Here is a 24,157-nt window from a genome sequence, read left to right as displayed (position 1 = left end):
AAACGCAATGGCCATTGCCCGGATCGCCTTCAAATCGGAGCAGCCATGCATCTGAGTCAACGCGGGGATCGCATGGGAAAGCGATACAGCCTATTAACAGCCTTGTCGCTCGCCATCCTGCTGGCGCCCGCCGCCCCCGCGATGTCCTTCCTTCCCGCGTTCGACCTTCCGGAATCCACGGAAAACAAAACACCGGAATTTCGGCCGCCAAATCCCGGCATGGCCGACCGCGTCGTCGTGAAAAAGGCCGAGCGCCGCCTGTATCTCATGCGCGGCGATCAGCCGCTACGCACCTATCCAATCGCACTCGGCTTCCGACCGGAAGGCCCCAAGCGGCTGGAAGGCGACGGCCGTACTCCAGAAGGGCGCTACGTGCTGGACCGACGCAATCCGCGGAGCAGCTACCGCAAATCGCTCCATCTCTCCTATCCCAACGCGCGGGATCGCCTGCGGGCATACACCAGGGGAGGCCGCCCCGGCGGTATGATCATGATCCACGGACAACCGAATGCGCACGTCGGTGGAACGCCAAGAAAGGGCGACTGGACGTTCGGCTGTATCGCCGTCTCCAACCCTGCGATCGACGAGATCTGGTCATTGACCGCCGATGGCACGCCGATCGAGATCCTGCCGTAATTTAAGGCGATTTCCGTGAAAGATCCTACCCGTAGGTGCCCGCTTGCGGGCGACAGGTGGACGCACGGAAGACATCTTGGCGGGTCACGTCGCCCGCAAGCGGGCTCCTACGGGATTTGACGCTTGGCAAAGTCATTTCCGGAATTCGCCCAAGGCTGACTGACTGGCTGGTTGGTATGCCTGTAGCCGTTCGTAGGGAGGCACTCGAACCACGAACGGTTGCAGGCGGGGCGAATGCCATGAGCTGTTTCGGAAATCGCCTAATCGTTTGCCACGCCATGCGGAACGTGACCGGTGGCCACATGCAAACGCGCGGCGTCGCAATGAACGGACTGGTCGTCGAAGAAAATATCGGCATCGAAGGCCGCCAGGAAGCGCGACTTGCCGAGTCCGCCGAGAAAGAGCGCCTCGTCGATGCGAATGCCCCAGGCACGCAGGGTGCGAATCACCCGCTCATGCGAGGGCGCGCCGCGCGAGGTGACCAACGCGGTTCTCAGGGGAGAGTCATCCGGCGGAAACAGTGCCTGAAGCTGATGAATCGCCACCAACAAACCCTTGAAGGGACCGCTGGGCAATGGCTCGTGAGCCGCCGCCGACTCGCTCGCATTGAAGACCGCGAGCCCCTCCTGTCGATAGACGCGCTCCGCCTCGTCCGAAAAAAGGACAGCGTCGCCATCGAAAGCGATACGAACCCGTTCGTCCTCATGCTCGGCGGTGAGCGGCGAGGACGGCAGCACCGTCGCCGCGGCACATCCGGCATCCAGGGCCAGCCGCACATCTATCGGGTCCGCGGACAAAAAGAGATGCGCGCCAAAGGCGGCGACATAGCGGTACGGACTCGCCCCGCCCGTGAAGGCCGCACGGGCGATATCGAGCCCATGATGGTGGGCCGAGGTCAGCACCCTCAGACCGGTGTCCGAGCTATTGCGCGAGAGCAGAATGACTTCCACGCGCCCGCGCTCGCCGAGCGTGGCATTGAGGCTCATCAGCTTCTTGACCAGCGGGAAAGCCACACCAGGCTCCAGGATGTCGGCCTCGTGGGCAACCTGGTACTCGCGATAGGCGTCGACCCCCTGCGTCTCGAAAAGACGGTGCGATTCGCTCAGATCGAAAAGCGCGCGCGAGGAGATGGCGACGATCAGCCGCACGGTTTCCGAAGCGCAACCAGCATCCGTCGACATCGTTTCCCCCTCAACCGCATCCGGCCTGGCGTCACTTATGCGAACCTCGATCAACCCTGCCCGAACCCAAACGCGCCAAAGACGAGAGGGTTCGGGCTACCAAGGCATGAAGCGGTTCATGAATTGCGCAGGGCGGCTGATACTTTGATTCATGATCGCCATGTCGTCGCGCATGGAGCTGGTGGCAAGGGTCATGTTCTGCATCGAGCGATCCATGTTCTGGATGCTGGTCAGCATGGGCTCCAGCGTATTGACATCGCGCGCCATGGAGTCGACGCTAACCGACATCGCACGGACATTCCGGCTCATCTGGGCCATGTTGTCGGAGACCGACTGCATATTGCTCGCCATCACCGTCATGTTGGTATCGACGCTGATGGACAGATAATGCACGTCCTTGGCGAGACTGAAAATCAGATAAAAGCCATAGGCCGCCAGAATGATGAAGGCGAACAGGCTCGGATAGACGATGAGTTCCCAGCGCTTGGCGCTGGTCTCGAATGCCTGGGAGAGTCGGTCGATGGCAAATGCATTGAGCCTGGAATCGGTTGCATCGGCATCCATTGCTTCCAGATCGGATGCTCCTTTCGACAACGGATCGCCCGTTGGGATCTCAGTATTCATGAAGCCGCCTAGCTGACGAGATTCGGATAAAGGGCCGCCGTCAGACCCATGAACTCGCGCGCGGCCTTGCCGCGCGACTCGAGTTCAAAGACCGCCAGTCCCTCGCTGAAAGAGCGGCGAAAGACGGTCCGCTGGGACAGGCGCGGTTTGATAAAGCGGATTCCGGGCAATGACACCAGGGCGGCGGCGGTTTCGTTGGTCTCCTGAACCGCGTGGTGAGTATCCCCGCGATTGATGAAACCAATGATGTCCGGAGGCGTCTCGCGTTTCACGCTCGCAATCAGTTGGATATAGCGCTGGGTCGACCAAATATCCGCTTGGGAAGGCGGCACCGGCACCACCACTCGATCGCATAATGACAAGGCGAGGCGCATGCTCTCCATGTCCGAGGTGCCGATATCGATCAAGGTCTCGTCCGCGCCCCGCAGGCGATCCTCCGTCAGAACCGCTTTATCGAAGACCTGCAACGAGGGATCGAAGCCCTCCTCCTTGCGCACCCCGACGACGTCGGACAAGGTGGCTTGCGGATCCACGTCCACCAGCATGATCTTGACCTCCGCCATCGCGAGCCAAACCGCGAGATTGAAGGTCAGTGTGCTCTTGCCCGAACCGCCTTTCAGACTGCCGACAATCGTAATCATGACAACGGATCCATCGGAGTGCCAACCCTGGGCGTTTGCGTCCCGTGAGTGTCCAACACGCGCTTATTTCCCCGCTTCCATCGGCGGCATCTCCAGGCGCGTATAACCTGCGGGCACGTTAAAGAGATCGTCCGGCTGCGCGCCGATCTGAATCTTGTCGAGCTCGCGCACATGGCCACCAGGAAACTCCTCGCGCACCGAGAGCTTGAGTTCCGGGTCGTACCACTGGAAGGTGCGAATCGGCTGCTGATTGGGGATGACGGTGGTCATTTCCCATTTTTCGACATTGCGCCCGTCGATGGTCTCGGCGCCCAGCATGTGCAGTTCCATGGATTGGCCGTTGGGCATCTGATACTTCAGCGGCAATCCACGCTGAACGTCGAGCCACTGCGCGCCGGTGAGGGTCTGGCCCTCGTGCGTGACGGTCATCTCCCACTTGACCGCGGCGCGGCCGGCAACCTCTTCTTCTCCGGCACGGCGACAGTTCACCCCCTGCAGGCCCGCGCAGGGATTGGTTTCCGCGGATGGCGCCGGCATGGGCGCCGGAGCGACATCGCCCTCGGGAGCGGCGCGTTCCAGATAGTTTTTCTGATCGGGAAAGAGAATCCACTCGATCCGGCGGTTGTGATCGTTGATCCGCACGATTTCGCGTCCTTCCTGCGTCATCTCGATGCGAATCCGACCGTCGCCAACATACATCCTGCCGGTCGACGGCGGGACATCCGGCCCGCGACTGACCATCTCCGCCGAGAACTGAACGCCAGCAATCTCCGCCTGAGCCGTGATCGCCAGGACAGATCCAAGGATCGCCATGACCCGCATGTGTTGCTGAATTCTCATGATACCTGTCCCCCTGCTCGTGATCGATGATCGTGCTGATCGGATGTTTCAATCCATGCCTTCTTCAAACCTCGGCGGTCCAGCGCGCGGCGTCGGCGTTCATGGCGTAATCGTGCTCGATTCCATCGAACGCTAGCGTTCATACCAGCGATGCGGTTCGACGGACTCGCGACGATCCGGCGCTCTCATGGAGTCGTACAAACCGGGTTGACGACTCGCCCCCGGTCTGGGCTCCAGCGGTCGAAACTCCGGCATTTGTCCCTTGCGCGTCCGTTCAGACTCAGAAAGCGGCCTGAATCGATATTGTCCTTCACTCTCAGTGTCTTGCTGATCGCCATGTCCGGACCAGGAATCGCCACGGAAGCGATAGCGCTGACCGTCGGTTCCCGATGTCTCGCCCCCTCCCCGCCAGTCATCGGGCGCACCCTCTTGACGAAATCGATACTGGTTGCCCAATTGCCCCCAGGGGTCGGACGGCACTCTGCCATCGCCCGAACCATCGCCGTGCTCTCCATCGTCGGACCAACCGCGCTCGGCTCGGCCAGCGGCATCGCCGCGATTCCAGTCCGCCTCTCGATCCGACCAGAGATTCCGGTCGGATGACGGCTCGCCCCAGGTCTGGCGATCATTGTTTCCTGACCTATTCCAGCGACGATCATCATCTGATTGAGCGAACGGGCACCAGGTAACCAACAATCCGGCGACCAGTACTCCGGCCTTTAGCAGCTTGCGCTTCATGGCATCGCCTTCAATCCCTCTCGGGTCACGAACCGGTTCCGTCTGTCGGCAAGGGGCACGTCATCGATTGCCGACAACGTCCCGCAGGACAAAGCGGCGACCGAAATCCGCCACCGATGAGATCAGGACCGGGATGAACGCGGTCAACATCACGGTCTAGCGCTGATCCGGATCCGTGCCATCCTCGATTTTTAGACGAATACCCCGTCGCGGCGATTTTTTCTGGGTCGATGCCGCCGGTTTCGGTGTCGCGTCGTCTCCCTTCCGCGCGGCCGCTACTTTTTTGGCCACGGTCTTCCGGGGAGTCGCGACCTTTTTGCGCGTTGTCTCGTTTGACTGTGCGGCCCGATCCGCTACCGTCGCGGGCATTGGCGGCGATTCTGTCACGTCCGTCCCGGTCTCCACGCCGGCTCCCGGTTCGCGCCGGGTTGGAGCTGAGGGTTCGCGCCGGGTTGGAGCTGAGGGCGCCGAACCGGACGAGGGACGCGGAGATCTGGCGCTCTTGCCCGACGACAGACGACTCTTCACCGCCTCGAACAGCAGCAGAAAGATTCCGCGGATGGCATAGAACACCAGCACGAACACTTCGACGACCTGACCGAGCAGGCGGCTGGATCGACCCTCGCGCGTCGGTCCCGTCGGGGCGACCTGGCCGGGCGCGACATCAAGACGACAGGGAAGCATGACGCCGGGCGGTGCGCTGGCGTTGGCCACCTCGCACATATCCTTGCTCGCCGCCACGCAACCGAGCGGGATCACGACCAGGGTCAGAACGGTCGAGACCAGCACCCCGGACAGGAGCGAGATCGCCATCCCCTGGAAAATCGGATCCGTGATGATGACGCTCGAACCCGCCACCAACGCGAACGCCGTGATCAGGATCGGGCGCGTGCGAATCTTACAGGCCCGGATCATGGCCTCGTCCACCGGCACGCCTTTCTGGATCTCGTGAATCGCGAAATCCACCAGCAGGATCGAGTTACGCACGATGATGCCGGCCAGCGCGATCCAGCCGATCATAGAGGTCGCCGTGAACTCGCCGCCCATGCCCATCGCGAACATCAGCGAATGGGCCGGGATGATCCCGAGCAGGGTCAGGGGAATCGGCGCCATGATGACCAGGGGAATGCGGAAATTGCCGAACTCCCACACCACCAGGATATAGATCAGCACCAGCGCCACGGCAAAGGCCGCGCCCATGTCGCGGAAGGTCTCGTAGGTGACGGTCCACTCGCCGGCCCACTCCCAGGACAGTCGATTGCCGTCCGGCGGCGGACCCAGCCAGAAGAAGGCATCGCCAAAACCGCCGCCCTCGGCGGGCTTGCTGCCATCCGGGGCGATGTAGTTCTGTTCTGCCATCAGATCCTGGATCTGGAACATGGCATAGACCGGTGCCGCCAGACGCCCGCCCACATCGGCCACGACATATTCGACCGGGCGCAGATCCTTGTGGAAAATCAGATCCTCCTCCGCCGTGCGCCGGAACTGTCCAAGCTCGCTCAGCGGGACGGTCTGTCCCTCGCTCGACTGAATCGGCAGATCCCCTAGACGCTGAATCTGCGAACGCTCGGCCAGCGGCACCTGGAGCACGATCTGAATCGGCTCATGACCGCTCTGCCGTCCGGTCTGCTGCTTGATGTCGCCCATGGGCGCGCCGCCCAGGGCCATGGACAGATTGCGGTTGATGGTGTCGACCGAAATCCCGCGCCGCACCGCCTTCTCGGTATCGACATCGAAACGCCAGTAGTCGAAGGCATCGCGCAGATAATTATCCACGTCGCGGGCACTCTCGGCCTGCTCGAAAAAGCCGGTGACATCGCGCGCGAACTGTCTGCGCATCTCCGGCGTCGGCCCATGAATCTCGGCCACCACGGACTGAAGCACCGGCGGTCCCGGCGGCATTTCGACCACCGCGATCCTGGCGCCCGCGCTCTGCGCCAGATTCGCCAGCAGCTCGCGCGCTTCCGTGGCGATTTCATGGCTGGTGCGGTCGCGGTCGTGCTTATCGGTGAGCTGCACCTGCAATTCGCCCTGCCAGGGGTCCGAGCGCAGATAGTAATGCCGGACCATGCCGTTGAAATCGAAGGGGCGCGCGGTACCGGCATAGAGCTGAATGGCGATGACCTCGGGCAGCGATTGCAGCTTGTCGGCCATGCGGCGGGCCAGATTGGTGGTCACCGGCAGCGCGGTGCCCTCGGGCATGTCGATGACGACCGAAAATTCCGGCTTGTTGTCGAGCGGCATCATCTTGACCGCCACCCACTGGAAATAGAAAAACGAGCAGGCGAACAGGAAGGAACCCCAGAGCACCAGACGGAACGTCCGACGCTTCCGGCGATCCTTGATCAGCGGCGTGAGGACGCGCCGGAAAAACCGCTCCATGCGTTCCGCGTCCTTGTGTTCGCGCGTCTCGGCCGACTTCAGATAGCGCATCGAAGGGCGCAGCCAGTTTGAGATCGCTAGATAGGGCGTGAACACGAAGGCGGCGAACAGCGAGATGAACATCGCCACCGAGCCGAGTACCGGGATGGGCGCCATGTAGGGCCCCATCATGCCGCTCACGAACCCCATGGGCAGCAGCGCCGCGATCACGGTGAAAGTCGCCAGAATCGTCGGATTGCCGACCTCGCGCACCGCGTCGACCGCCGTATCCTCGTCGGTGCGTCCCTCTTCCAGCCAGCGCCGATAAATATTCTCGATGACGACGATGGCATCGTCGACCAGGATGCCGATGGAGAAGATGAGCGCGAACAGGCTGACGCGATCGATGGTGAAATTACCCACCCAGGCCACGAACACTGTCATGAAGAGCACGACCGGAATCACCAGCATGACGACGATGGCCGGACGTAGCGCGCGGAACGCCAACAGCACCAGCACCACCACGAAGGAGGTCGCCTTGATCAGCTTGAGAATGAGTTCCGAGACCTTCTGGTCGGCAGATTCGCCATAGTTGCGGGTGACGCTAACCTCGACATTGTCCGGAATCCGGGAACCCTTGAGATCCTCCAGCCGATCGAGAATCGCCTGCGCCACGGTCACGCCATTGGTGAGTTCCTTCTTCGCGATCGCGATGGTGACGGCCGGACGCCCATCGGCCCGAGCCTCGCCCTCCGCCGCCGGCCCCGTGTAATAGGCAACCAGTTGGGACGCATCCTCGGGTCCCAGTTTGACATCGGCCACATCACGCAGATAGACGGGCATCCCGTTAAAGGTTCCGACCACCAGCCGACTGATGTCCTCGACACCGGTCAAAAAGGCGCCGGTCGTCACCATGAAATGCGAGCCGCTCGCCTCGACGCCGCCCGCCGTGGTTTCGGCATTGGCGCTTTTCAGCGTCTGGGCCACCTGATCGAGACTGATACGATACCCGGACAGACGCTCGGGGGAGACATCGATGGTGATCTGCTCCCGACGCCCGCCGACGATGAAGGCGTTGCCCGTGTTCTTGACCTGCTTGATCGCCTGGAGCATATCCTGAGCCAGCAGACGCAACTGTCCGTCATCGACATCCGGCGCCCCGTCGCCGTCCAGATCCTTGGACCAGAGCGTCAGGGTGACGATAGGCACGTCGTCGATGCCCTTGCTCTTGACCAGCGGCGGCATGACCCCCGGCGGGATTTTGTCCATGTTCGAGGATAGCTTGTCGTTTACCTTGACCAGCGACGGCCCCATCTTCTCGCCGACATCGAACTCGATGGTGACGATGCCCTGACCGCGCTGCGAGGCGGAGTAGACATGCTTGACACCGGGGATCTCGCTCATGATCCGTTCGAGCGGCTGGGTCGCGAGATTCGCCACCTGCTGGGACGAGGCGCCCGGATACTGCACCATGATGTCGATCATGGGCACCGAGATCTGCGGATCCTCCTGACGCGGGGTCATGAGCAGACCCAGCATGCCCATCATGAGCATGGCGACATAAAAGAGCGGCGACAGAGGCGAGCGAATGAAAAACTTGGCGGTCCGCCCGGCGATGCCCAGATACTCGTCATCCATCTTGAGCGCCGTCGAAGGCGTCGACGGAGGCTGGCTGTCGCGGGACGATTCAGAGGTGTTGTCTTGACTCATATCGAATCCAGGTTATCCGGGCCTTTGCCGCGCGACCGCGGCATGAAATCCAAGGGACGGGCGTGGGCTCCTAGCGATCCGCGGCAGAGCCCCTGGCCCAACCCGCGGTGACCTGTGGCCCCGGATTGACGAGCACCCGCTCGCCCGCCTTCAGACCGCTCAAGACGGTGACTAAACCGCCGCTCAATTCCTCCCCGACCCGGATCAACCGCAATTGCGGAGCGCCGAGATCGTTGAGGACATAGACCCCTGGCAGACTGCCGTTATAGCGGACGGCGCTTGCCGGAATCGCCGGATTGGCGCGGGTTGGAGCGCTGAGGTCGGGCACCAGCAACTTGGCGTACATACCCGGCTCGGAGACCCCCTGAGGCAGATCGAATTTGATCTTGATGGTGTGACGCTGCGGGTCGGCCATGGGATAGATCTGCGCAACCCGTACCGGCACCCGTCGATTGGAGGGATCGAGTTCGGCCTGGACCATCTGCCCTTCCTTCAAGCCGGGGCGCAATCTGGCGGGGATATCGACCTCGACCTGAAGATACTCGACATCGGCGAAGTTCAGCAGCGGCTGACCCGGCTGCACCGTATCGCCAACCTCGACGAATTTTTTAACGATCACCCCAGTGAACGGCGCGATGCCGCGGGCATCGCGAATTTTCGAGTCCAGCGCCTGCAACTCCGCCTGCAATCTCAACAAGGCGTTCTGCGCCTCCTGGATCTGGATTCCGGACGAAAACAGGTCGGCGGAACGCTCCGCGCCACGATCACGGTCACCGATAAAACCCTCGACCGGGCGCGTGAACATCTGATCGAACAGATTCGGCAACCCCATACCACCGGGAGCATTGCGCGACTGCGGCGACTGGATTTCGCGGCTGTACTGGACGCCGGCGTTGCGCAGTTGAGCATCGGCGCTCGCCATCTGCGCCAGCAGCGCGCGCCGGTTGGCAAGCAGTTCCTCGTCGCCGATGGCCACCAGCAGCTTGCTTTCCTCGAAGGAATCGCCCTCGCGGCCGGCGATAAAGGTCACGCGTCCGGGAAGCTGGGCCGCCAGGGTCACCTCTTTATAGGGGACGACGGTGCCGCCCAGCGAAACCGTGGGCGCGCCCTGCGCCTGCTGAACCACGAAGGATTCGCCAACCTCGCCGCCCGCGAGCCTCTGGGCGATCTCGTCGGCCATGCTCGGCAATGTCAGGAAGAAGAGGACGAGCAGGGACGCGGCGGAAGCGATCTTCATCTGTATTCCCATCGGATTGCACACCAAACGCTGTTTTTGAGTGGAAATGCCCAGCGCGCTTCACCACGGCCGGACCTGAAGTCAGTGACACTCGATACCGGGCTCTCGAGGATTCCGCATCGTCCGCCGTCAGTTCCGTTGCGAGAGTACGGAATCCTTCGAGGTTGAGATCGCCGAGCGTGCCGCCTCATGAAGTTGCCCGGACATTATGGTTATTCTCTACCGGCGCAGTGGTGCAGTATGCCTTCAGCCCCATTCGACATTCAAGCCAAGACGCGCGTTTCGGCAGATCCCGCCTCGGGTCCGGCGCCCATCGGCGGGCTGCGGGATTCGGTCGCCGCGACGTTTCGCGGGTTGGCGCTTTTCGTCAGGTTCGGTGTAACATCGGTGCGCGCTTTTCGTGGGGTCATCCAGGCTCCGCGAAGCCCACCGATCAACACCCAAGGGACGGCATCGCGTCGCAACGCCCTGGCGAACCACCCCCGAGATACTGAGGAATCAAGCAATGACGTCTTCGTCCGACGCCGTCCAGCAGCGACTGCAAGAATTGGAGTCACATCTGGAACAGGAAAATCCAGTCCTGCTGAACGCCGTGCAGAGCTTCCGCGCGCTCGACCGCATCGCCTACCGCATGGAACTCCTGGAGACCAATCAGTCATTCGCAACGCAGATTCCCTGGTGGCCGCTGATCTCCATTCTGGGCACGTTTTCGGCCGGCAAATCCACCTTCATCAACTATTATCTCGGGCACAAACTGCAACGCACGGGCAATCAGGCCGTCGACGATCGATTTACCGTCATCGTCTATAGTCCGGAGCCGGTCAGTCACTCGCTGCCCGGGGTCTCGCTCGACTCCGATCCGCGCTTTCCCTTCTATCGCATGTCCCAGGATATCGAGGAAGTCGCGACTGGCGAGGGCGATCGGATCGACGCCTATTTGCAGCTCAAGACCTGCCGCAGCGAGCGACTGCGCGGCAAGATCCTGATCGACTCGCCCGGCTTCGACGCGGATGCCCAACGCACGGCGGTGTTGCGCATCAGCAATCACATGATCGATCTGTCGGACCTGGTGCTGGTGCTGTTCGATGCCCGTCACCCCGAACCGGGCGCGATGCGCGACACCCTGAAGCATCTGGTGGGCGATACCATCAATCGCCCGGATTCCGGCAAATTCCTCTACATCCTCAATCAACTCGACTCGGCGGCCGGCGAGGACAATCCAGAGGATGTGGTCGCCGCCTGGCTGCGGGCGATGGGCGAGGCCGGACTGACCGCCGGGCGTTTTTACACCATTTACAGCCCGGATGCGACCACCCAGATTCCGGACGAACACCGACGTCAACGTTTCGAGAAAAAACGCGACGAGGATCTCGGAGAGATTTATCAGCGCATGGAACGGGTCGAAATCGAGCGCGCCTACCGCATCATTGCCGCACTGCGCAAGAGCGCGACCGATTTGACGAATAACGCGGTCCCCATTCTGCAAACCGCCATGCGGCGCTGGCGGCGCCGGACGCTGCTCGCCGATGCGCTCCTGCTGGTCGCCCTGGTCACGGGTTTCATGGCCTGGAGCCTGAGCGCCGGCCAATGGCATGGCCTGGTCTACGAAGCGCAATGGTTCGATCTGCTCAAATCCATTCAATGGGGTCTGGAAGGATTCGAGGCATTGCTGATCGCGTTACTCGTCCTGGGTCATTTCGGGATCCGCCGTCTGACCGCCTTGAGCGTCATGCCGTGGTTGCGCAAACGGGTCGAACAACAGAAACCGCCAGGCAATGTCATCGCCACCTTCGAGCGCAATACCCGGTTCTGGCGAACCATGCTGCTCGGCCGCCCGTTCGGCTGGAACGCCCAGGCCCGCACCGAGATCGACGAAGTGCTGCAGGGCTGCGAAAGCTATATACAAACCCTGAACGAACGCTTCACGAATCCGCGGGGCCTGCATGAAACGACCCCGGAATCGTCAAACGAAACGATTGTCTAGGGTCTGATTGACATACCTCAGGACAGGTGTTTTTTATTCGACGCGGAGTGACATCATGTCCAACACGCCTTCCCGAATCCTGCCGCGGCACAGCATTCAAGTGCCGCCGCATCCCGAATGGCCCAGCTTGACCGAAGCGGAGAAATCCGCACTCAAGGCCAGCATCCGCGACCTTCTCGGCGCGCGGAAAGCCGTGCTGGTCGCGCACTACTACACCGACGAAGACCTCCAATCGCTCGCCGAGGAGACCGGCGGCTATGTCGCCGACTCGCTGGAAATGGCGCGTTTCGGCACCGAAAGCGATGCCGAGACCCTGGTGGTCTGCGGCGTGCGTTTCATGGGCGAGACCGCCAAGATCCTCAACCCCGAGAAGCGGGTGCTGATGCCGGACCTCCGCGCCACCTGCTCGCTCGACGAGGGTTGTCCGGCCGCCGCGTTCACCGCCTTCTGCGACGCCAACCCGGATCATGTCGTCGTGGTCTATGCCAACACCAGCGCCGAGGTGAAGGCGCGGGCCGACTGGGTGGTGACGTCAAGCATCGCCCTGCCGATCGTCAAGCATCTCGCGTCCCAAGGCCAAAAGATCCTCTGGGCGCCGGACAAGCACCTCGGACACTATATCGAACGCATGACCGGGGCCGAGATGCTGCTCTGGGATGGCGCCTGCGTGGTGCATGAAGAGTTCAAATCCTTCGCGCTCGACCGGGTCCGCAAACTCCACCCGGACGCGGCGGTCCTGGTCCATCCCGAGGCCCCGGACGACATCGTCGATCAGGCCGACCTGGTCGGTTCGACCACCCAGTTGATCAAGGCGGTCGCCGAACTGCCGAATCAGGAATTCATCATCGCCACCGATGCGGGCATTTTCTGGAAGATGCACCAGATCGCCCCGCACAAAACCCTGATTCCCGCTCCCACCGCCGGCGAAGGCGCCACCTGCGAAAGCTGCGCCCACTGTCCCTGGATGGCGATGAACGCGCTTCAAAGCCTGGAGCAAGCGCTTCGGAACGGCGATCGGGAGATCCTGATCGATCCAGCGATTCGACAACGCGCGGTCGTCCCGATTCAACGCATGCTCGACTTCGCCCGTGCACACGGGATTGGCCAAGTCCGGGCGTTCTGAGCAGGTATCCTCAAAGACCGCATCGAGCGTCGGCGCGTCCAGATCGTCCTCATGGTCGACTCGACGGCATACGCGCGCATGGAAAATATCCCGCGAAACATCTTGCGGTTCCGCCTCCCCCGCCCATCGCATTTCAGTTCCCTTTCAGGTTCGACCCTATGCAAGACCAATCCACCCACCGTCCGCCCTGCCAACCGCCCGAGCTGGCCGTGATCGTACCGACCTACAAGGAGGCCGATTCGGTCGCCGAACTCGCGCGGAGCGTGGAGGCCGTGCTGGATGGCCTTGCCTGGGAACTCCTGTTCGTCGATGACGATTCCCCGGACGGGACCGCCGAACGGGTGCGCGAGCTAGCGCGGCGCGATCCACGAGTACGACTGATTCAGCGGGTGGGGCGCCGCGGTCTGTCGTCGGCCTGTATCGAGGGCATGCTGGCGACCTCGGCGCCATTTCTGGCGGTGATGGACGGCGATCTTCAGCACGACGAAAGGCTCCTGCCACGCATGCTCCAGGCCATCAAGGACGAGGATCTGGAGATCGTCGTCGGCAGCCGTTACGTGGAAGGCGGCGGAGTCGGCGACTGGAACGCCCGCCGCCAGTTCATGAGCCGTCTGGCGACCCGCATCGGGCAGCGCCTGATCGGGGTCGAATTACAGGATCCCATGAGCGGCTTTTTCATGGTGCGGGCAACCGTGATTCAGTCCTGCATGCGGCGTCTGAGCGGTCTCGGTTTCAAGATTTTGCTTGATATTTTCTCATCCGCCGAACGCCCGCTGCGGTTTCGCGAACTGCCCTTCACCTTCCGTCAGCGCCAGGCGGGCGACAGCAAGCTCGAAAAAGCGGTGCTCTGGGAATATCTGCTGATGCTGGCGCAGAAGATTCTCGGGACGACGATTCCGGTGCGCTTCATCGCCTTTTCGCTGATCGGAGGGCTGGGCGTCTTCGTGCACATGGCGGTGCTCTGGCCGATCCTGACCCTGCTCGGCAGCGGTGCCTTTCTGCTGGGTCAGACCGCCGCAACCCTGGTCGCCATGACCAGCAACTTTTTCCTGAACAACCTGCTGACCTACCGCGATATGCGGCTGCGTGGGCGGCAACTGCTGTGGGGCTGGTTCACCTTCGTGCTGGTCTGTAGCGTCGGCGCGCTGGCCAATGTCGGGATCGCCAACTATCTCTTTCTGGAAGGACATTCGGGCTGGTTCCTGTCGGCGCTGGCCGGAATCCTGGTCGGCGCGGTCTGGAATTACGCGGTGACGGCGGTTTATACCTGGAAGCGCTCGCCGCAGACCGCCTAACGATGCGCACTCTCGCCTGTGCGCTGTGTCTTTTCGCGAACGGCCCCGTCATGGCCGATCCGGCACTGCGTCTCGATGGCGAGATCGACGTCGGTTACGACTCGAATCCGGCGCAAAGCGATACCGGTCCGGCGTTGGCGTTTATGCGGTATGCCTTCGACCTCGCACGCCAGACACGCCTCATCGGGGCCGCCCTGACCGTGGGCGCGAGCGGTTGGTATCGCGATAATGAAGCCGACAACGACAGCTCGCGCCTGACCTTGGGCGCCGACTGGTCGCGAACCATCGCCGAAGGCGCCGGTCAGTTAACCCTTGCGCTCGCGGGCAGCGCCTATCGCGACGCGCTCGTTCCGGCGGACAGCCGCAACGAGGCCGCGCTGACGCTACGCTATGATCACACTCTGACCGCCCGCGATACGCTCGGTCTAACGGTCGAGTCACGCCGGCTCGCGTACCGGGATGCCTCGCTCCCCTGGTCCGGACGGCCGGGATCGTAGCCGCGCGGTCGCGCGACCGGACACTCGATGTCCATGCATAACGCACCCTCCGCGGTGCGTCGCGACGACTGGCTCGCCAACCTTGAACTCGACGCCACGCACATTGGTCTCCGACGCTCTCGACCATTTTCAGTCTCGGTGTCGCCCGCTGCGATTCGACGGTGCCTGTCGAAGGCTACGCGCGACACGGCGCGAGCCTGCTGGCGCGGTTCGAGCCGGCTGCGCAGTGGCGAATCGAAGGGTCGCTCGGCTGGGCGCGCAACCTTTACGATCAGGCGCCGCAACAGCGCAAGCGCGATGATCGGAAAGGCTCTGGCGGGCTGGCACTGTACCGCATGATCGGGCGCCACGAATGGTTCTGTCGTCTGGACTGGCTTGACAGCGACTCCACCGCGCCGGGGCAGTCGTTTCGACAGGAAGTGACCGCCTGTGGACTGGCCTGGTCCTTTTGATCCGCGCCCAACGGCGCGCCGTCGCGCCGCTCCCGACCAGGTGCGACCCTGCGCCTACATTCTCTGGCTGCTGGTTCTCGCCGCATCCCTGCCCGCGCGCGCGCAGGAGCCGGTGCTGGCGCGCGTCCTGACGATCGAGGTCGACCGGGTGACGCTCTCGGTGCCGGACGGTGCCAGCGGGGAGAACGCCCGCGTCGGCGTCGCCATCGATCGCTCCGATCTCCCGCCCGACCTGGTGAACGCTCTGGAGCCCGGTCGTCTGGTCCGCCTGTGGCCGGGCGCGGCGCCGGATGCAAGCGGTCTGTCGGCGGGCGCGCGGCTGGATCCGCTCGATCGGGGCGCCAGCATCGCGGACCGCACCGGGGTGCGCTCCCGGCTGATGCGCGGGGCCGCGCGCGGCGGCGGGCGCGGCTCCGGCGGGGGGCGCGGTGGACGCTGACCCTGCTCGCACGATGCCCCTCGCGCGCCGTCTGCCGCCGCCCTGGCTGGGACACCTGCTGGTGTTCGGCCTGCTGTTCGCGCTGGTGTTGGGCTGGTTTTTCGTCCAGACCCGGCAGGCGCAGCAGGTGTTTCTGGATGATGCCGGCGCGCATGCCCGCCTGTTGACCGACGCGGTCATCCTGCACGCGCGCGGCGCGCTGCTCGCCGAACGCGTCACGGCCGACATCTTGACCCGCTTTCTCGGCAACTCGGCGCGTTTCGTCCTCTATCTGGATGACGTCGCACCCTTTCGCGCCGACGAACTCGCCGCCTTCACCGCCGAGGCCGGCTTGTCCGTGATCCGCGTCGTGCGCGCCGATGGCGCGGTGCAGGGACCGGCGGACTGGCAGCCTGGCGAACCGCTTGACTGTGACCGACTCGATCGCCTGATCCGACTGACGACGGCGCACACCATTCTGTTCGGCGTCGCCGACGCGCGCGGCGGCTGTGTGCTGGTTGGACTGGACAGCCGCCACACCGAGGCGCTGGAAGCGGCAATCGGACTTCCCCGCGCGCTGGGCTCCGTGGCCGATCTACCCGGTGTGGTGAACGTGCGTCTGGAGGGCGAGCCGCACGTCGAGGCGGCGACGGTCGCCGAGCCGCCGCGCATCGCCATGCGCGAACTGGCCGATGGCCTCGTCGTGGCCGAGGCCAGCGCGCCGGTCGCCGGGGCGCGTCTTCTGCTCGATCTCGACGCCGGGCCACTGCTGGCGATGCGCGCGCGGCTGTGGCGGCAATTTCTGGGGTTCGTGCTGGTGCTGGGCCTGGCCGGCGGCATCGGCGCCTGGATTCTCCACCGTCATCAGCGCGCGCACGAACGCCAGTTGCTCGATTACGAACGACTTCTGTCGCGTCAGCGCGAGGAGGCCGGACTGGGCCGCGCCGCCGCCGCCATCGCCCATGAGATTCGCAATCCGCTCAACGTCATGGCGATGGGGTTGCAGCGCCTGCAACTGGAGGCGGAGGAGTTGCACGACGAACACCGTCGGCTGCTGGATCTGGTGCGGCAAGCCCTACGACGCGCCAACGGCACGGTCGGCGGGTTACTCGACTATGCTCGACCCCTGCGCCCCCGGCGCGAACGGATCGCGCTCGACATCCTGGTCGCCGAACAGCTCGGTCTGTATCGGCCGCACCTCGCGCCCGAGGTGATCGCGCTGGATCTGCAACCCGCGACCTGGGCCAGCGGCGATCCCGATCTGTTGCGTCAGGTGCTGGACAATCTGCTGCGCAACGCGCTCGAAGCCGCTGGCGACGCTGGTGCGCTGGAGATTCGAGTCTGGTCCGGCGAGGACGGCGCGCATCTGTGCGTGGCCAACGACGGTCTCGAACTGGACACACGCGAGGTGGAGTGCATCCTGGAACCCTGGTTCACCACCAGGGCCACAGGAAACGGGCTGGGACTGGCCATTTCGCAACGTATCGTCATCGCTCACGGGGGGCGTCTGACGCTCGACGTGCCGCGACCGGGGCGGCTGCGCGCGAACGTCGCGCTGCCAGCCAGATAGCGCGGTATTTGCGCGGGTATGGGAAATGCTATATTTGAGCGACGCGGTATCTTCATGGAGTCGACATCATGACGACGATCACCTTCGATACACATGAATTTCTCAATTAAGAAATCCAGGATTGGAACTCCGGGATTGGCAAGGAATCGATGAACATCCTGATCGCCGATGACGACCCCATGCAGCGCGAGCTGCTGGCGGGGTTTCTCGCCAAACAGGGCTATCGTGTACTCGCCGCGGCGGATGGCGAGGAGGCGCTGACCCTGTTTCGGCGGGAATCGATCCAACTCGCGCTGCTCGACCACCGCATGCCCGGACTCACCGGCGACCAGGTGCTGGAGCGCATCAAGGCCAGCAATCCGCTGACGCGGGCAATCCTGATCACCGCCTATGGCGCGGTGGAAACGGCCGTGAACGTCATGAAACTGGGCGCGGACGATTTCATCGAGAAGCCGGTGGATCTGACCGACCTGCTCGCCCGAATCCATCGGGTCGAACAATCGCTAGCCGTCGCGGCGGACGTGGCCGAGGTCGTCGATGCCGTGGAAGCGGGTCCGCTGCCGCTCGCCATCATCGGCGACAGCCCGGCGATGCGCGACACCCTGTCGCTGGTGCGACGCGTGGCCGACAGCCCCTGGAGCGTGCTGATCCAGGGCGAGACCGGCACCGGCAAGGAACTGATCGCCCGCCTCGTCCATCTGCTCGGCCCCACGCCCGCTGCCCCGTTCATCGAGGTCAATTGCGCCGCGATCCCGGAAAACCTGTTCGAAAGCGAGTTGTTCGGTCACGAGAAAGGCGCCTTTACCGGCGCCGACCGGCAGCATCGCGGCTGCTTCGAGCGGGCCGCCGGCGGAACGCTGTTTCTCGACGAAGTGGGCGAACTGCCGCCGGCGCTGCAATCGAAGCTACTGCGCGCGCTTCAGGAAAAGCGCATCAGCCGGATCGGGAGCGAGCGCGATATCGCGGTCGAGGCACGCGTGATCGCCGCCACCAACCGCGATCTGCGTGCTCTGTCTGAGTCCGGCGGTTTTCGAGAAGATCTGTTTTTTCGGCTGAACGTCCTGGATATTCCGGTGCCGCCGTTGCGCCGCCGGCGCGAGGACATCCCCGCGCTGGTGGCGCATTTCGTCGCCCGCGACGCACGCCGTCCCATCCGTATCGCGCCGCAGACCCTCGATCTACTGGTCCGCTACGACTATCCGGGCAACGTGCGCGAGTTGGAGCACATCCTGCAGCGTAGCCTGACCCTGGCGCGCGGCAGTCTGCTCCAGCCGGCCGACCTGCCGGAAGAGGTACGCCATGGTACGACGCTGGCTCAGGGATTGTTGCAAGAGCGCCTCGACATCCTAGAGCGCGATCTGCTGACCGCAGCCCTGGAGGAGACCGACTGGATTCAGACCCGCGCCGCCGAACGGCTGGGCGTCAGCGAGCGGGTACTGAGGTACAAGATGGGGAAATACGCACTGCGACGGCGGTCAGTTTAAGGAGCGGTGACTCAAACGCCGGGGCGAGCGATACGTCCGCCCCCCTGGGTGCCCTGCCCTTTGCCCTGACCGCCACGCTCCATCGGGGTATCGAGAATCGCGTTCAGCTCGGTCGGATCGAGCACCTGGGCCTCATAAACCACGCCCTGACGCTCGATCTCGGAGGCGAAGGCGCGCAGATGATTACGCGAGCCGCGCAGCAGATTGCCGTACAGCGTCTGCAGGGCCGGGTTTTCGGTCGCCGCGCTCACGTTCTGAAGATCCTCGATGTCCACCTCCTCGATCAGAGCGCCAACCCGCAGGGCGGCAAGGTAGGACTCGTCGCCATCGTCGATCAACTGGGAATAGAGCGCCTGCAGTTCGGGATTGGCAAAAACCCCCGGCTCGTTGGGGTTGGACGGATCGGTCAGGTCGTATTTGTCCATCATGGATTTCACGCTATCCATGTGTTTCTGCTCGGATAGGGCGATATTCGCGAATGGCAGCGCCTGCCAGAGTTCGTCCATGACAAGATAGACATCGCGCGCCAGCCGCTCTTCCTCGCGCATGAACAGCAGGGCCTCCGCTTCCGTACTCTCCAGATCCGCCAGGATCGGTTGCACGGGCTGCGCGCTGCGTGGGCCGGCGCCGATGGCGGGCGCGGCGTTCAGAATGGCGGCGAGGGCGAGGGGCAGCAGATGGTATTGTGTCTTCATGGTCATTTCCCGGCAGCGAAGTCTCGACGGATTGTCACGAGACGCCAAGCACATGGAATGCCATAATATTATTCCTATATATATCAAATATTTATTAGATAGAATGCAGAGTAAACTTCGACAAGTGCGGTTTGGCTCGACAAAAATGTCGAATGAAGGGGTTCGAGGCGCAGTGGAACGGAAAACCGGGTTAAGCCAATTTACGTGTACGCAAGGCATTGATGGTTGGCCACCCTTCGGTCAAAGTGGGGTTAGGTGTCACACACAACACTGGCGTTCCTATGCTCGACCTTGAAAGTCCCCGCTGGAGCCAACTGTCGCACGCGTACGGATCTGCGGCCGACATCCCCGCGATGCTCCGCGCGCTCACGACCCTGCCCACATCCGAAGGAAGGAATGAGCCGTGGTTTAGCCTCTGGAGCGCGCTCGCGCATCAAGGCGACGTCTTTGAAGGCTCGTACGCCGCCGTTCCGCACGTCGTCGCGGCGCTCGCAATCGCACCTGACAGGGCCGACGCTTCGTACTTTCACTTCCCGGCGTGGGTTGAGATCTGCCGTGAAAGGAACGGCCCATCAATACCGAAGGACTTGGAGGCGCCGTACTTTGAAGCGCTCCGGCGCCTTCCAGCTCTGGTTGCGGCTGCGGTGCATGCAAGTTGGTCGCCAGAGCACCTTGGCTGCTGTATGGCCGCACTGGCAGTGGCCAAGGGTCAGCCAGCGATGGCCGAGGCAGCGCTTGAACTCACGCCGGCGCTTGCAGAGCGGTACTTGGCCTGGGTGTCCGAGCAGTGACGCCTAACCCTTCGCTCAAGTTGACGCGCAACTTAGCTCAAACGTTCGTGGGCGTTGACGTTTTCTGATTTTTTCAGAACGCCGGCAGCCAACATGGATAGCCAATTAGGGCGCGGCCAAATAACATCGGTATTTGCCATTCTTGGCCACACGCGCGACGGTAGCCAAGTTCGGTACACCCATCTTGGCCAGCGCCGATGAAAGTCGCCCGCATCTACCTGCGCGTCAGCACGGACGAACAGGACCTCACCCGCCAGGTCGAGATCGAGCACAGCACGCGCGCGGCCGGCTACTACGTTGCCGGTGTCTACCGCGAGAAGGCCTCCGGTGCGCGCGCCGACCGACCCGAACTCCTGCGGATGATCGCCGACCTGCAACCGGGAGAGGTGGTCGTCGCCGAGAAGATCGATCGCATCAGCCGGCTGCCGTTGGCCGAAGCCGAGCAACTGGTCGGTGCGATCCGCGCCAAGGGCGCGCGGCTGGCCGTACCGGGCGTGGTCGACCTCTCCGAGGTGGCCGCCGCTGCCGACGGGGTGGCCAAGATCGTGCTGGAGTCGGTGCAGGAACTGCTGCTCAAGCTCGCCCTGCAAATGGCGCGCGACGACGACGAGACCCGCCGCGAGCGCCAGCGCCAGGGCGTGCAATTGGCCAAGGCGTCCGGCAAGTACACCGGGCGCAAGGCCGATACCACGACCCACCAACGTATCCTGGTCCTGCGCCGTGCGGGTCACACGATCCAGAAGACCGCCGAACTGGCCGGATGCAGCGTCAGCCAAGTGAAGCGCATTTGGGCGATGCACCAAGACCCGCGATAACCGGGTCCTCACTGCGCGACGGGGATCCGCATGCCGGTCAGCTTTCTTTCTCAGACGTAGCGCGAACACTATGGCCGCTACCCGGGACCACCTTCACCCCCGGGTCTGATCCGCTACTTCCACTTGGACGAGGCGGACCAGGCGCTGATCGCGCAGAAGCGCGGCGAGCACAACCGGCTTGGTTTTGCCGTGCAACTGGGGACGGTGCGCTACCTGGGCACCTTCCTGGAAGACCCGCTGGCCGTCCCGCTGGTGGTGCTGCAGACGCTGGCCAAGCAACTGCATATCCAGTTCGAGACCATGGACGGCTTGCCTGCCTACCGCGTCGGCGAGCAGCGTTGGGAGCATGCGGCGGAAATCCGCGACCGTTACGACCATGTCGAGATCACCGAGCGCCGGGTCGGTTGGCGCCTGACCCGCTGGCTGTATGCCCTGCGCTGGACCGGCACCGATCGGCCGAGCGTGCTGTTCGAGCGGGCGACCACCTGGCTGGTCATGCATAAGGTTCTGCTGCCCGGTTGCATTACCCTCGAACGCTACATCGCCCGCGTGCGCAGCCGGGTCGAGGAACGGCTGTGGCGCTGGCTTGGACGTGGCATCAGCCGTGACCAGCAGACCCGGCTTGAAGGCCTGCTGGAGGTTCCGGCCGGCAGCCGCCGCTCGCCCTTGGATCGCCTGCGGACCGGACCCGTGACGATCAGCAACCGGTCTCTGGTGCTCGCCCTGCGGCGGTTGCAGGAGGTGCGGGCGTTGGGCATCCAGGTGCCGACGGCGACGCGCATCCCGGCGACCCGGGTGGCCGCCCTGGCGCGGTTTGCGGGTGCCGCCAAGGTCACGGCCATCCTGCGGTTGCCCACACGCCGCCGCCTGGCCACGCTGGTCGCCTTCGTGCATGACCTGGAAGCCACCGCGCAGGACGACGCGCTCGACGTGTTGGATGCACTCCTGCGCGAGGTGTTCAGCGACGCCCGCAAGGCGGACAAGAAGGCGCGCCTACGTAGCCTGAAGGATCTCGATCTGGCGGCGGCAACCCTGGCCGGCGCCTGCCAACTGGTCCTGGACACCGAGGTGGCCGATGTCGACCTGCGCATCCGCGTGTTCGCGACGACCCCGCGCGAGACCCTGACGCACGCGCTCGCGGCGGTCACCGCCCTGATCCGACCGGCCGACGACGTGTACTACCGGGCGCTCGATGCCAAGTACACGCTCATCCGTCGCTTCCTGCCGACGCTGGTCGAGCAGCTGCGTTTTGGTGCAAATGTCGCCGGTGAGCCGGTCGTCGCGGCCCTCGAGTGGTTACGGACCAACCTGAAGCGGCACCTGCCCGACCGCGCGGCCCCGCGCGCCGTCGTCACCAAATCTTGGCAACCGCATGTGCTGCTTGAGGAGGGCGCCGTGGAGCTACGTGCCTACACCTTCTGCGTACTGGAGCAATTGCACACCGCGTTGCGCCGCCGCGAGGTCTTCGTGGCACCGAGTTGGCGCTATGCCGATCCGCGCGCCGGCCTGCTCACTGGCGCCGAGTAGGAAGCCACCCGGCCGGTCATCTGCCGGACGCTGGGGCTGTCGGCCAGCCCGGAACCGACGCTGACCGCCATGGCGGCCGAACTGGACCGCACCTACCGAGCCGTGGCGTCGCGCTTGCCCGACAATCCGGCGGTACGCTTCGAGCTGACCGGCGACACCCCCGAACTGATCCTCAGTCCGCTGGAAAAGCTGGAGGAACCGGCCTCGTTGGTGGCACTGCGCGAGCGGGTCGCCGAGTTGTTACCCCGCGTGGAACTGCCGGAACTGCTCCTGGAGATCGCCGGGCGGACCGGCTTCACCGAGGCCTTCACCCATCTGTCCGAGCGCACGGCCCGCGCGGCCGATCTGCAGGTGAGCCTGTGCGCGGTGCTGATGGCCGAAGCCTGCAACACCGGGCTGGAGTCGCTGACGCGCGGCGATATCCCGGCCCTCAAGCGCGACCGCCTGTCCTGGGTCGATCAGAACTACCTGCGCGACGAGACGCTGACGGCCGCCAATGCAACCTTGGTGGCTGCCCAGAGTCGCCTGGCGCTCGCCAACCTCTGGGGCGGCGGCGAGGTGGCCTCGGCCGACGGCATGCGCTTCGTGGTGGCGGTGCGTTCGGTCCATGCGGGTCCGAATCCGAAATACTTCGGCGTCGGGCGCGGGGTCACCTGGTACAACCTGCTGTCGGACCAGTTCTCCGGTCTGAACGACATCACCGTACCCGGAACCCTACGCGACAGCCTGATCCTGCTGGCGGTGCTGCTCGAACAGCAAGCCGACCTCCAGCCGACCCAGATCATGACGGACACCGGCGCCTACAGCGACGTGGTCTTCGGTCTGTTTCGCCTGCTCGGCTACCGCTTCAGCCCACGGCTGGCCGATGTCGGCGGCACGCGCTTCTGGCGGATCGACCAACAGGCCGATTACGGCCCGCTCAACGCGGTATCGGCCCACCACCTGAGCTTGCAGCGGATCATCCCGCAGTGGGACGACATCCTGCGCCTGGTCGGCTCACTCAAGCTCGGGCGCGTGCCGGCCGCCGGCATCATGCGCACCCTCCAAGTCGGGGAGCGCCCCACCCGCCTGGCCCAGGCCATTGCCGAGTTCGGCCGCATCGACAAGACTCTGCACACGCTGACCTACATCGACGACGAGGCCAAGCGCCGGGCGACGCTGACCCAACTCAACCGGGGCGAGGGTCGCCACAGCGTCGCCCGCACCGTGTTCCACGGCAAGCGCGGGGAACTGCGTCAGCATTACCGCGAGGGCCAAGAAGACCAACTGGGCGCACTCGGCCTGGTGCTCAACATGATCGTCTTGTGGAACACCCTCTACATGGAGGCCGCCTTGAACCAGCTACGCGCCCAGGGTTACCCAGTCAGCGACGCCGACGTGGCGCGGCTGTCGCCGTTGCTGCACGAGCACATCAACATGCTGGGGCGCTACTCGTTCTCCGTGCCGGAGGCGGTGGCCAAGGGCGAGTTGCGACCGTTGCGTGATCCCGCAGAGGGATAGGCGAACTCGCCGCGTGCAGCATGCCGATCGCCACGGCC

The 24,157-nt window shown here is 63.8% G+C and carries 19 protein-coding genes and 1 pseudogene; 13 read left to right on the top strand and 7 right to left on the bottom strand.

Annotation, left to right across the window (positions count from 1 at the left end; genetic code table 11):
• The first annotated feature begins 45 nt into the window (after window positions 1–45).
• Complete coding sequence (locus tag THIVI_RS19155) at window positions 46–636, top strand: L,D-transpeptidase family protein (RefSeq protein WP_014780185.1); 591 nt, start codon at window positions 46–48, stop codon at window positions 634–636.
• Between the two features lie 260 nt (window positions 637–896).
• Here the strand turns inward: THIVI_RS19155 and THIVI_RS19150 are convergent, their stop codons facing one another.
• The 4 genes from THIVI_RS19150 to THIVI_RS19135 all read right to left on the bottom strand — a co-directional run bounded on the left by THIVI_RS19150 (window position 897) and on the right by THIVI_RS19135 (window position 3,922).
• Complete coding sequence (locus THIVI_RS19150; protein WP_014780184.1) at window positions 897–1,817, bottom strand: 5'-nucleotidase; 921 nt, start codon at window positions 1,815–1,817, stop codon at window positions 897–899.
• 96 nt (window positions 1,818–1,913) lie between these two features.
• On the bottom strand, window positions 1,914–2,441 hold the full coding sequence (locus tag THIVI_RS19145; protein ID WP_014780183.1) for a hypothetical protein: 528 nt from the start codon (window positions 2,439–2,441) through the stop codon (window positions 1,914–1,916).
• A gap of 8 nt (window positions 2,442–2,449) precedes the next feature.
• Window positions 2,450–3,082 carry a ParA family protein gene (locus tag THIVI_RS19140; protein ID WP_014780182.1) on the bottom strand — a complete coding sequence of 211 codons (633 nt, stop codon included), beginning with the start codon at window positions 3,080–3,082 and terminating at the stop codon, window positions 2,450–2,452.
• A gap of 63 nt (window positions 3,083–3,145) precedes the next feature.
• Window positions 3,146–3,922 (bottom strand): hypothetical protein, encoded by a 777-nt coding sequence (locus THIVI_RS19135; RefSeq protein WP_014780181.1) that lies wholly within the window; start codon window positions 3,920–3,922, stop codon window positions 3,146–3,148.
• 429 nt (window positions 3,923–4,351) lie between these two features.
• Between THIVI_RS19135 and THIVI_RS24910 the strand changes: the two genes are divergently transcribed.
• A complete protein-coding gene (locus THIVI_RS24910) occupies window positions 4,352–4,525 on the top strand; it encodes a hypothetical protein (protein ID WP_157174512.1) in 174 nt (57 codons plus the stop codon).
• Window positions 4,526–4,816: 291 nt separating this feature from the next.
• On the opposite strand, the gene THIVI_RS19125 is transcribed toward THIVI_RS24910, so the two are convergent.
• Together THIVI_RS19125 and THIVI_RS19120 are read right to left on the bottom strand one after the other, a co-directional pair.
• Window positions 4,817–8,731 (bottom strand): efflux RND transporter permease subunit, encoded by a 3,915-nt coding sequence (locus THIVI_RS19125; protein ID WP_014780179.1) that lies wholly within the window; start codon window positions 8,729–8,731, stop codon window positions 4,817–4,819.
• A gap of 70 nt (window positions 8,732–8,801) precedes the next feature.
• Window positions 8,802–9,911 (bottom strand): efflux RND transporter periplasmic adaptor subunit, encoded by a 1,110-nt coding sequence (locus THIVI_RS19120; protein ID WP_052315138.1) that lies wholly within the window; start codon window positions 9,909–9,911, stop codon window positions 8,802–8,804.
• 562 nt (window positions 9,912–10,473) lie between these two features.
• Between THIVI_RS19120 and THIVI_RS19115 the strand changes: the two genes are divergently transcribed.
• The 8 genes from THIVI_RS19115 (at window position 10,474) to THIVI_RS19080 (ending at window position 18,791) form a co-directional block, all read left to right on the top strand.
• The gene (locus tag THIVI_RS19115; RefSeq protein WP_014780177.1) at window positions 10,474–11,952 is read left to right on the top strand and encodes a dynamin family protein; all 1,479 of its coding nucleotides are present in this window, start codon (window positions 10,474–10,476) and stop codon (window positions 11,950–11,952) included.
• Between the two features lie 55 nt (window positions 11,953–12,007).
• Window positions 12,008–13,075, top strand: coding sequence for a quinolinate synthase NadA (gene nadA / locus THIVI_RS19110; protein ID WP_014780176.1), 1,068 nt, complete (start codon window positions 12,008–12,010; stop codon window positions 13,073–13,075).
• A 158-nt stretch (window positions 13,076–13,233) separates the two neighbouring features.
• The gene (locus THIVI_RS19105; RefSeq protein ID WP_014780175.1) at window positions 13,234–14,370 is read left to right on the top strand and encodes a glycosyltransferase family 2 protein; all 1,137 of its coding nucleotides are present in this window, start codon (window positions 13,234–13,236) and stop codon (window positions 14,368–14,370) included.
• A 2-nt stretch (window positions 14,371–14,372) separates the two neighbouring features.
• Window positions 14,373–14,867: a hypothetical protein gene (locus THIVI_RS19100; RefSeq protein ID WP_014780174.1), complete on the top strand. Its 495-nt coding sequence runs from the start codon at window positions 14,373–14,375 to the stop codon at window positions 14,865–14,867.
• Between the two features lie 161 nt (window positions 14,868–15,028).
• Entirely contained in the window at window positions 15,029–15,319 is a 291-nt protein-coding gene (locus THIVI_RS19095; RefSeq protein ID WP_014780173.1) for a hypothetical protein, read from the top strand.
• Window positions 15,297–15,758 carry a hypothetical protein gene (locus tag THIVI_RS19090; protein ID WP_014780172.1) on the top strand — a complete coding sequence of 154 codons (462 nt, stop codon included), beginning with the start codon at window positions 15,297–15,299 and terminating at the stop codon, window positions 15,756–15,758. Before THIVI_RS19095 ends, THIVI_RS19090 begins: the two co-directional genes overlap by 23 nt.
• A 13-nt stretch (window positions 15,759–15,771) precedes the next feature.
• Window positions 15,772–17,307, top strand: a complete 1,536-nt coding sequence (locus THIVI_RS19085; RefSeq protein ID WP_014780171.1) for a sensor histidine kinase — start codon at window positions 15,772–15,774, stop codon at window positions 17,305–17,307.
• Between the two features lie 149 nt (window positions 17,308–17,456).
• The gene (locus THIVI_RS19080; protein WP_014780170.1) at window positions 17,457–18,791 is read left to right on the top strand and encodes a sigma-54-dependent transcriptional regulator; all 1,335 of its coding nucleotides are present in this window, start codon (window positions 17,457–17,459) and stop codon (window positions 18,789–18,791) included.
• A gap of 11 nt (window positions 18,792–18,802) precedes the next feature.
• On the opposite strand, the gene THIVI_RS19075 is transcribed toward THIVI_RS19080, so the two are convergent.
• The gene (locus tag THIVI_RS19075; protein ID WP_014780169.1) at window positions 18,803–19,486 is read right to left on the bottom strand and encodes a DUF2202 domain-containing protein; all 684 of its coding nucleotides are present in this window, start codon (window positions 19,484–19,486) and stop codon (window positions 18,803–18,805) included.
• Between the two features lie 281 nt (window positions 19,487–19,767).
• Here THIVI_RS19075 and THIVI_RS19070 point away from each other — a divergent pair, with 281 nt between their 5' ends.
• The 3 genes and pseudogenes from THIVI_RS19070 to THIVI_RS19060 all read left to right on the top strand — a co-directional run bounded on the left by THIVI_RS19070 (window position 19,768) and on the right by THIVI_RS19060 (window position 24,119).
• Window positions 19,768–20,277, top strand: coding sequence for a hypothetical protein (locus tag THIVI_RS19070; RefSeq protein ID WP_041447100.1), 510 nt, complete (start codon window positions 19,768–19,770; stop codon window positions 20,275–20,277).
• Between the two features lie 197 nt (window positions 20,278–20,474).
• Window positions 20,475–21,092, top strand: coding sequence for a recombinase family protein (locus THIVI_RS19065; protein ID WP_014780167.1), 618 nt, complete (start codon window positions 20,475–20,477; stop codon window positions 21,090–21,092).
• A 30-nt stretch (window positions 21,093–21,122) separates the two neighbouring features.
• Window positions 21,123–24,119, top strand: a pseudogene (locus THIVI_RS19060) (Tn3 family transposase).
• Window positions 24,120–24,157: the final 38 nt, after the last annotated feature.

Origin of the sequence: Thiocystis violascens DSM 198 (assembly GCF_000227745.2) — a bacterium.
GTDB lineage: Bacteria > Pseudomonadota > Gammaproteobacteria > Chromatiales > Chromatiaceae > Chromatium > Chromatium violascens.
This window is presented reverse-complemented; position numbering and strand designations above follow the sequence as displayed.

Excerpts from the sequence above, each read along its gene's own strand:
- THIVI_RS19070 (WP_041447100.1), top strand. The coding sequence starts at position 19,768 with ATGCTCGACCTTGAAAGTCCCCGCTGGAGCCAACTGTCGCACGCGTAC.
- THIVI_RS19085 (WP_014780171.1), top strand. The coding sequence starts at position 15,772 with ATGCCCCTCGCGCGCCGTCTGCCGCCGCCCTGGCTGGGACACCTGCTG.
- nadA (WP_014780176.1), top strand. The coding sequence starts at position 12,008 with ATGTCCAACACGCCTTCCCGAATCCTGCCGCGGCACAGCATTCAAGTG.
- THIVI_RS19125 (WP_014780179.1), bottom strand. The coding sequence starts at position 8,731 with ATGAGTCAAGACAACACCTCTGAATCGTCCCGCGACAGCCAGCCTCCG.
- THIVI_RS19100 (WP_014780174.1), top strand. The coding sequence starts at position 14,373 with ATGCGCACTCTCGCCTGTGCGCTGTGTCTTTTCGCGAACGGCCCCGTC.
- THIVI_RS19080 (WP_014780170.1), top strand. The coding sequence starts at position 17,457 with ATGAACATCCTGATCGCCGATGACGACCCCATGCAGCGCGAGCTGCTG.
- THIVI_RS19155 (WP_014780185.1), top strand. The coding sequence starts at position 46 with ATGCATCTGAGTCAACGCGGGGATCGCATGGGAAAGCGATACAGCCTA.
- THIVI_RS19145 (WP_014780183.1), bottom strand. The coding sequence starts at position 2,441 with ATGAATACTGAGATCCCAACGGGCGATCCGTTGTCGAAAGGAGCATCC.
- THIVI_RS19140 (WP_014780182.1), bottom strand. The coding sequence starts at position 3,082 with ATGATTACGATTGTCGGCAGTCTGAAAGGCGGTTCGGGCAAGAGCACA.
- THIVI_RS19115 (WP_014780177.1), top strand. The coding sequence starts at position 10,474 with ATGACGTCTTCGTCCGACGCCGTCCAGCAGCGACTGCAAGAATTGGAG.
- THIVI_RS19120 (WP_052315138.1), bottom strand. The coding sequence starts at position 9,911 with ATGGCCGACGAGATCGCCCAGAGGCTCGCGGGCGGCGAGGTTGGCGAA.
- THIVI_RS19135 (WP_014780181.1), bottom strand. The coding sequence starts at position 3,922 with ATGAGAATTCAGCAACACATGCGGGTCATGGCGATCCTTGGATCTGTC.
- THIVI_RS19075 (WP_014780169.1), bottom strand. The coding sequence starts at position 19,486 with ATGAAGACACAATACCATCTGCTGCCCCTCGCCCTCGCCGCCATTCTG.
- THIVI_RS19105 (WP_014780175.1), top strand. The coding sequence starts at position 13,234 with ATGCAAGACCAATCCACCCACCGTCCGCCCTGCCAACCGCCCGAGCTG.
- THIVI_RS19150 (WP_014780184.1), bottom strand. The coding sequence starts at position 1,817 with ATGTCGACGGATGCTGGTTGCGCTTCGGAAACCGTGCGGCTGATCGTC.
- THIVI_RS19065 (WP_014780167.1), top strand. The coding sequence starts at position 20,475 with ATGAAAGTCGCCCGCATCTACCTGCGCGTCAGCACGGACGAACAGGAC.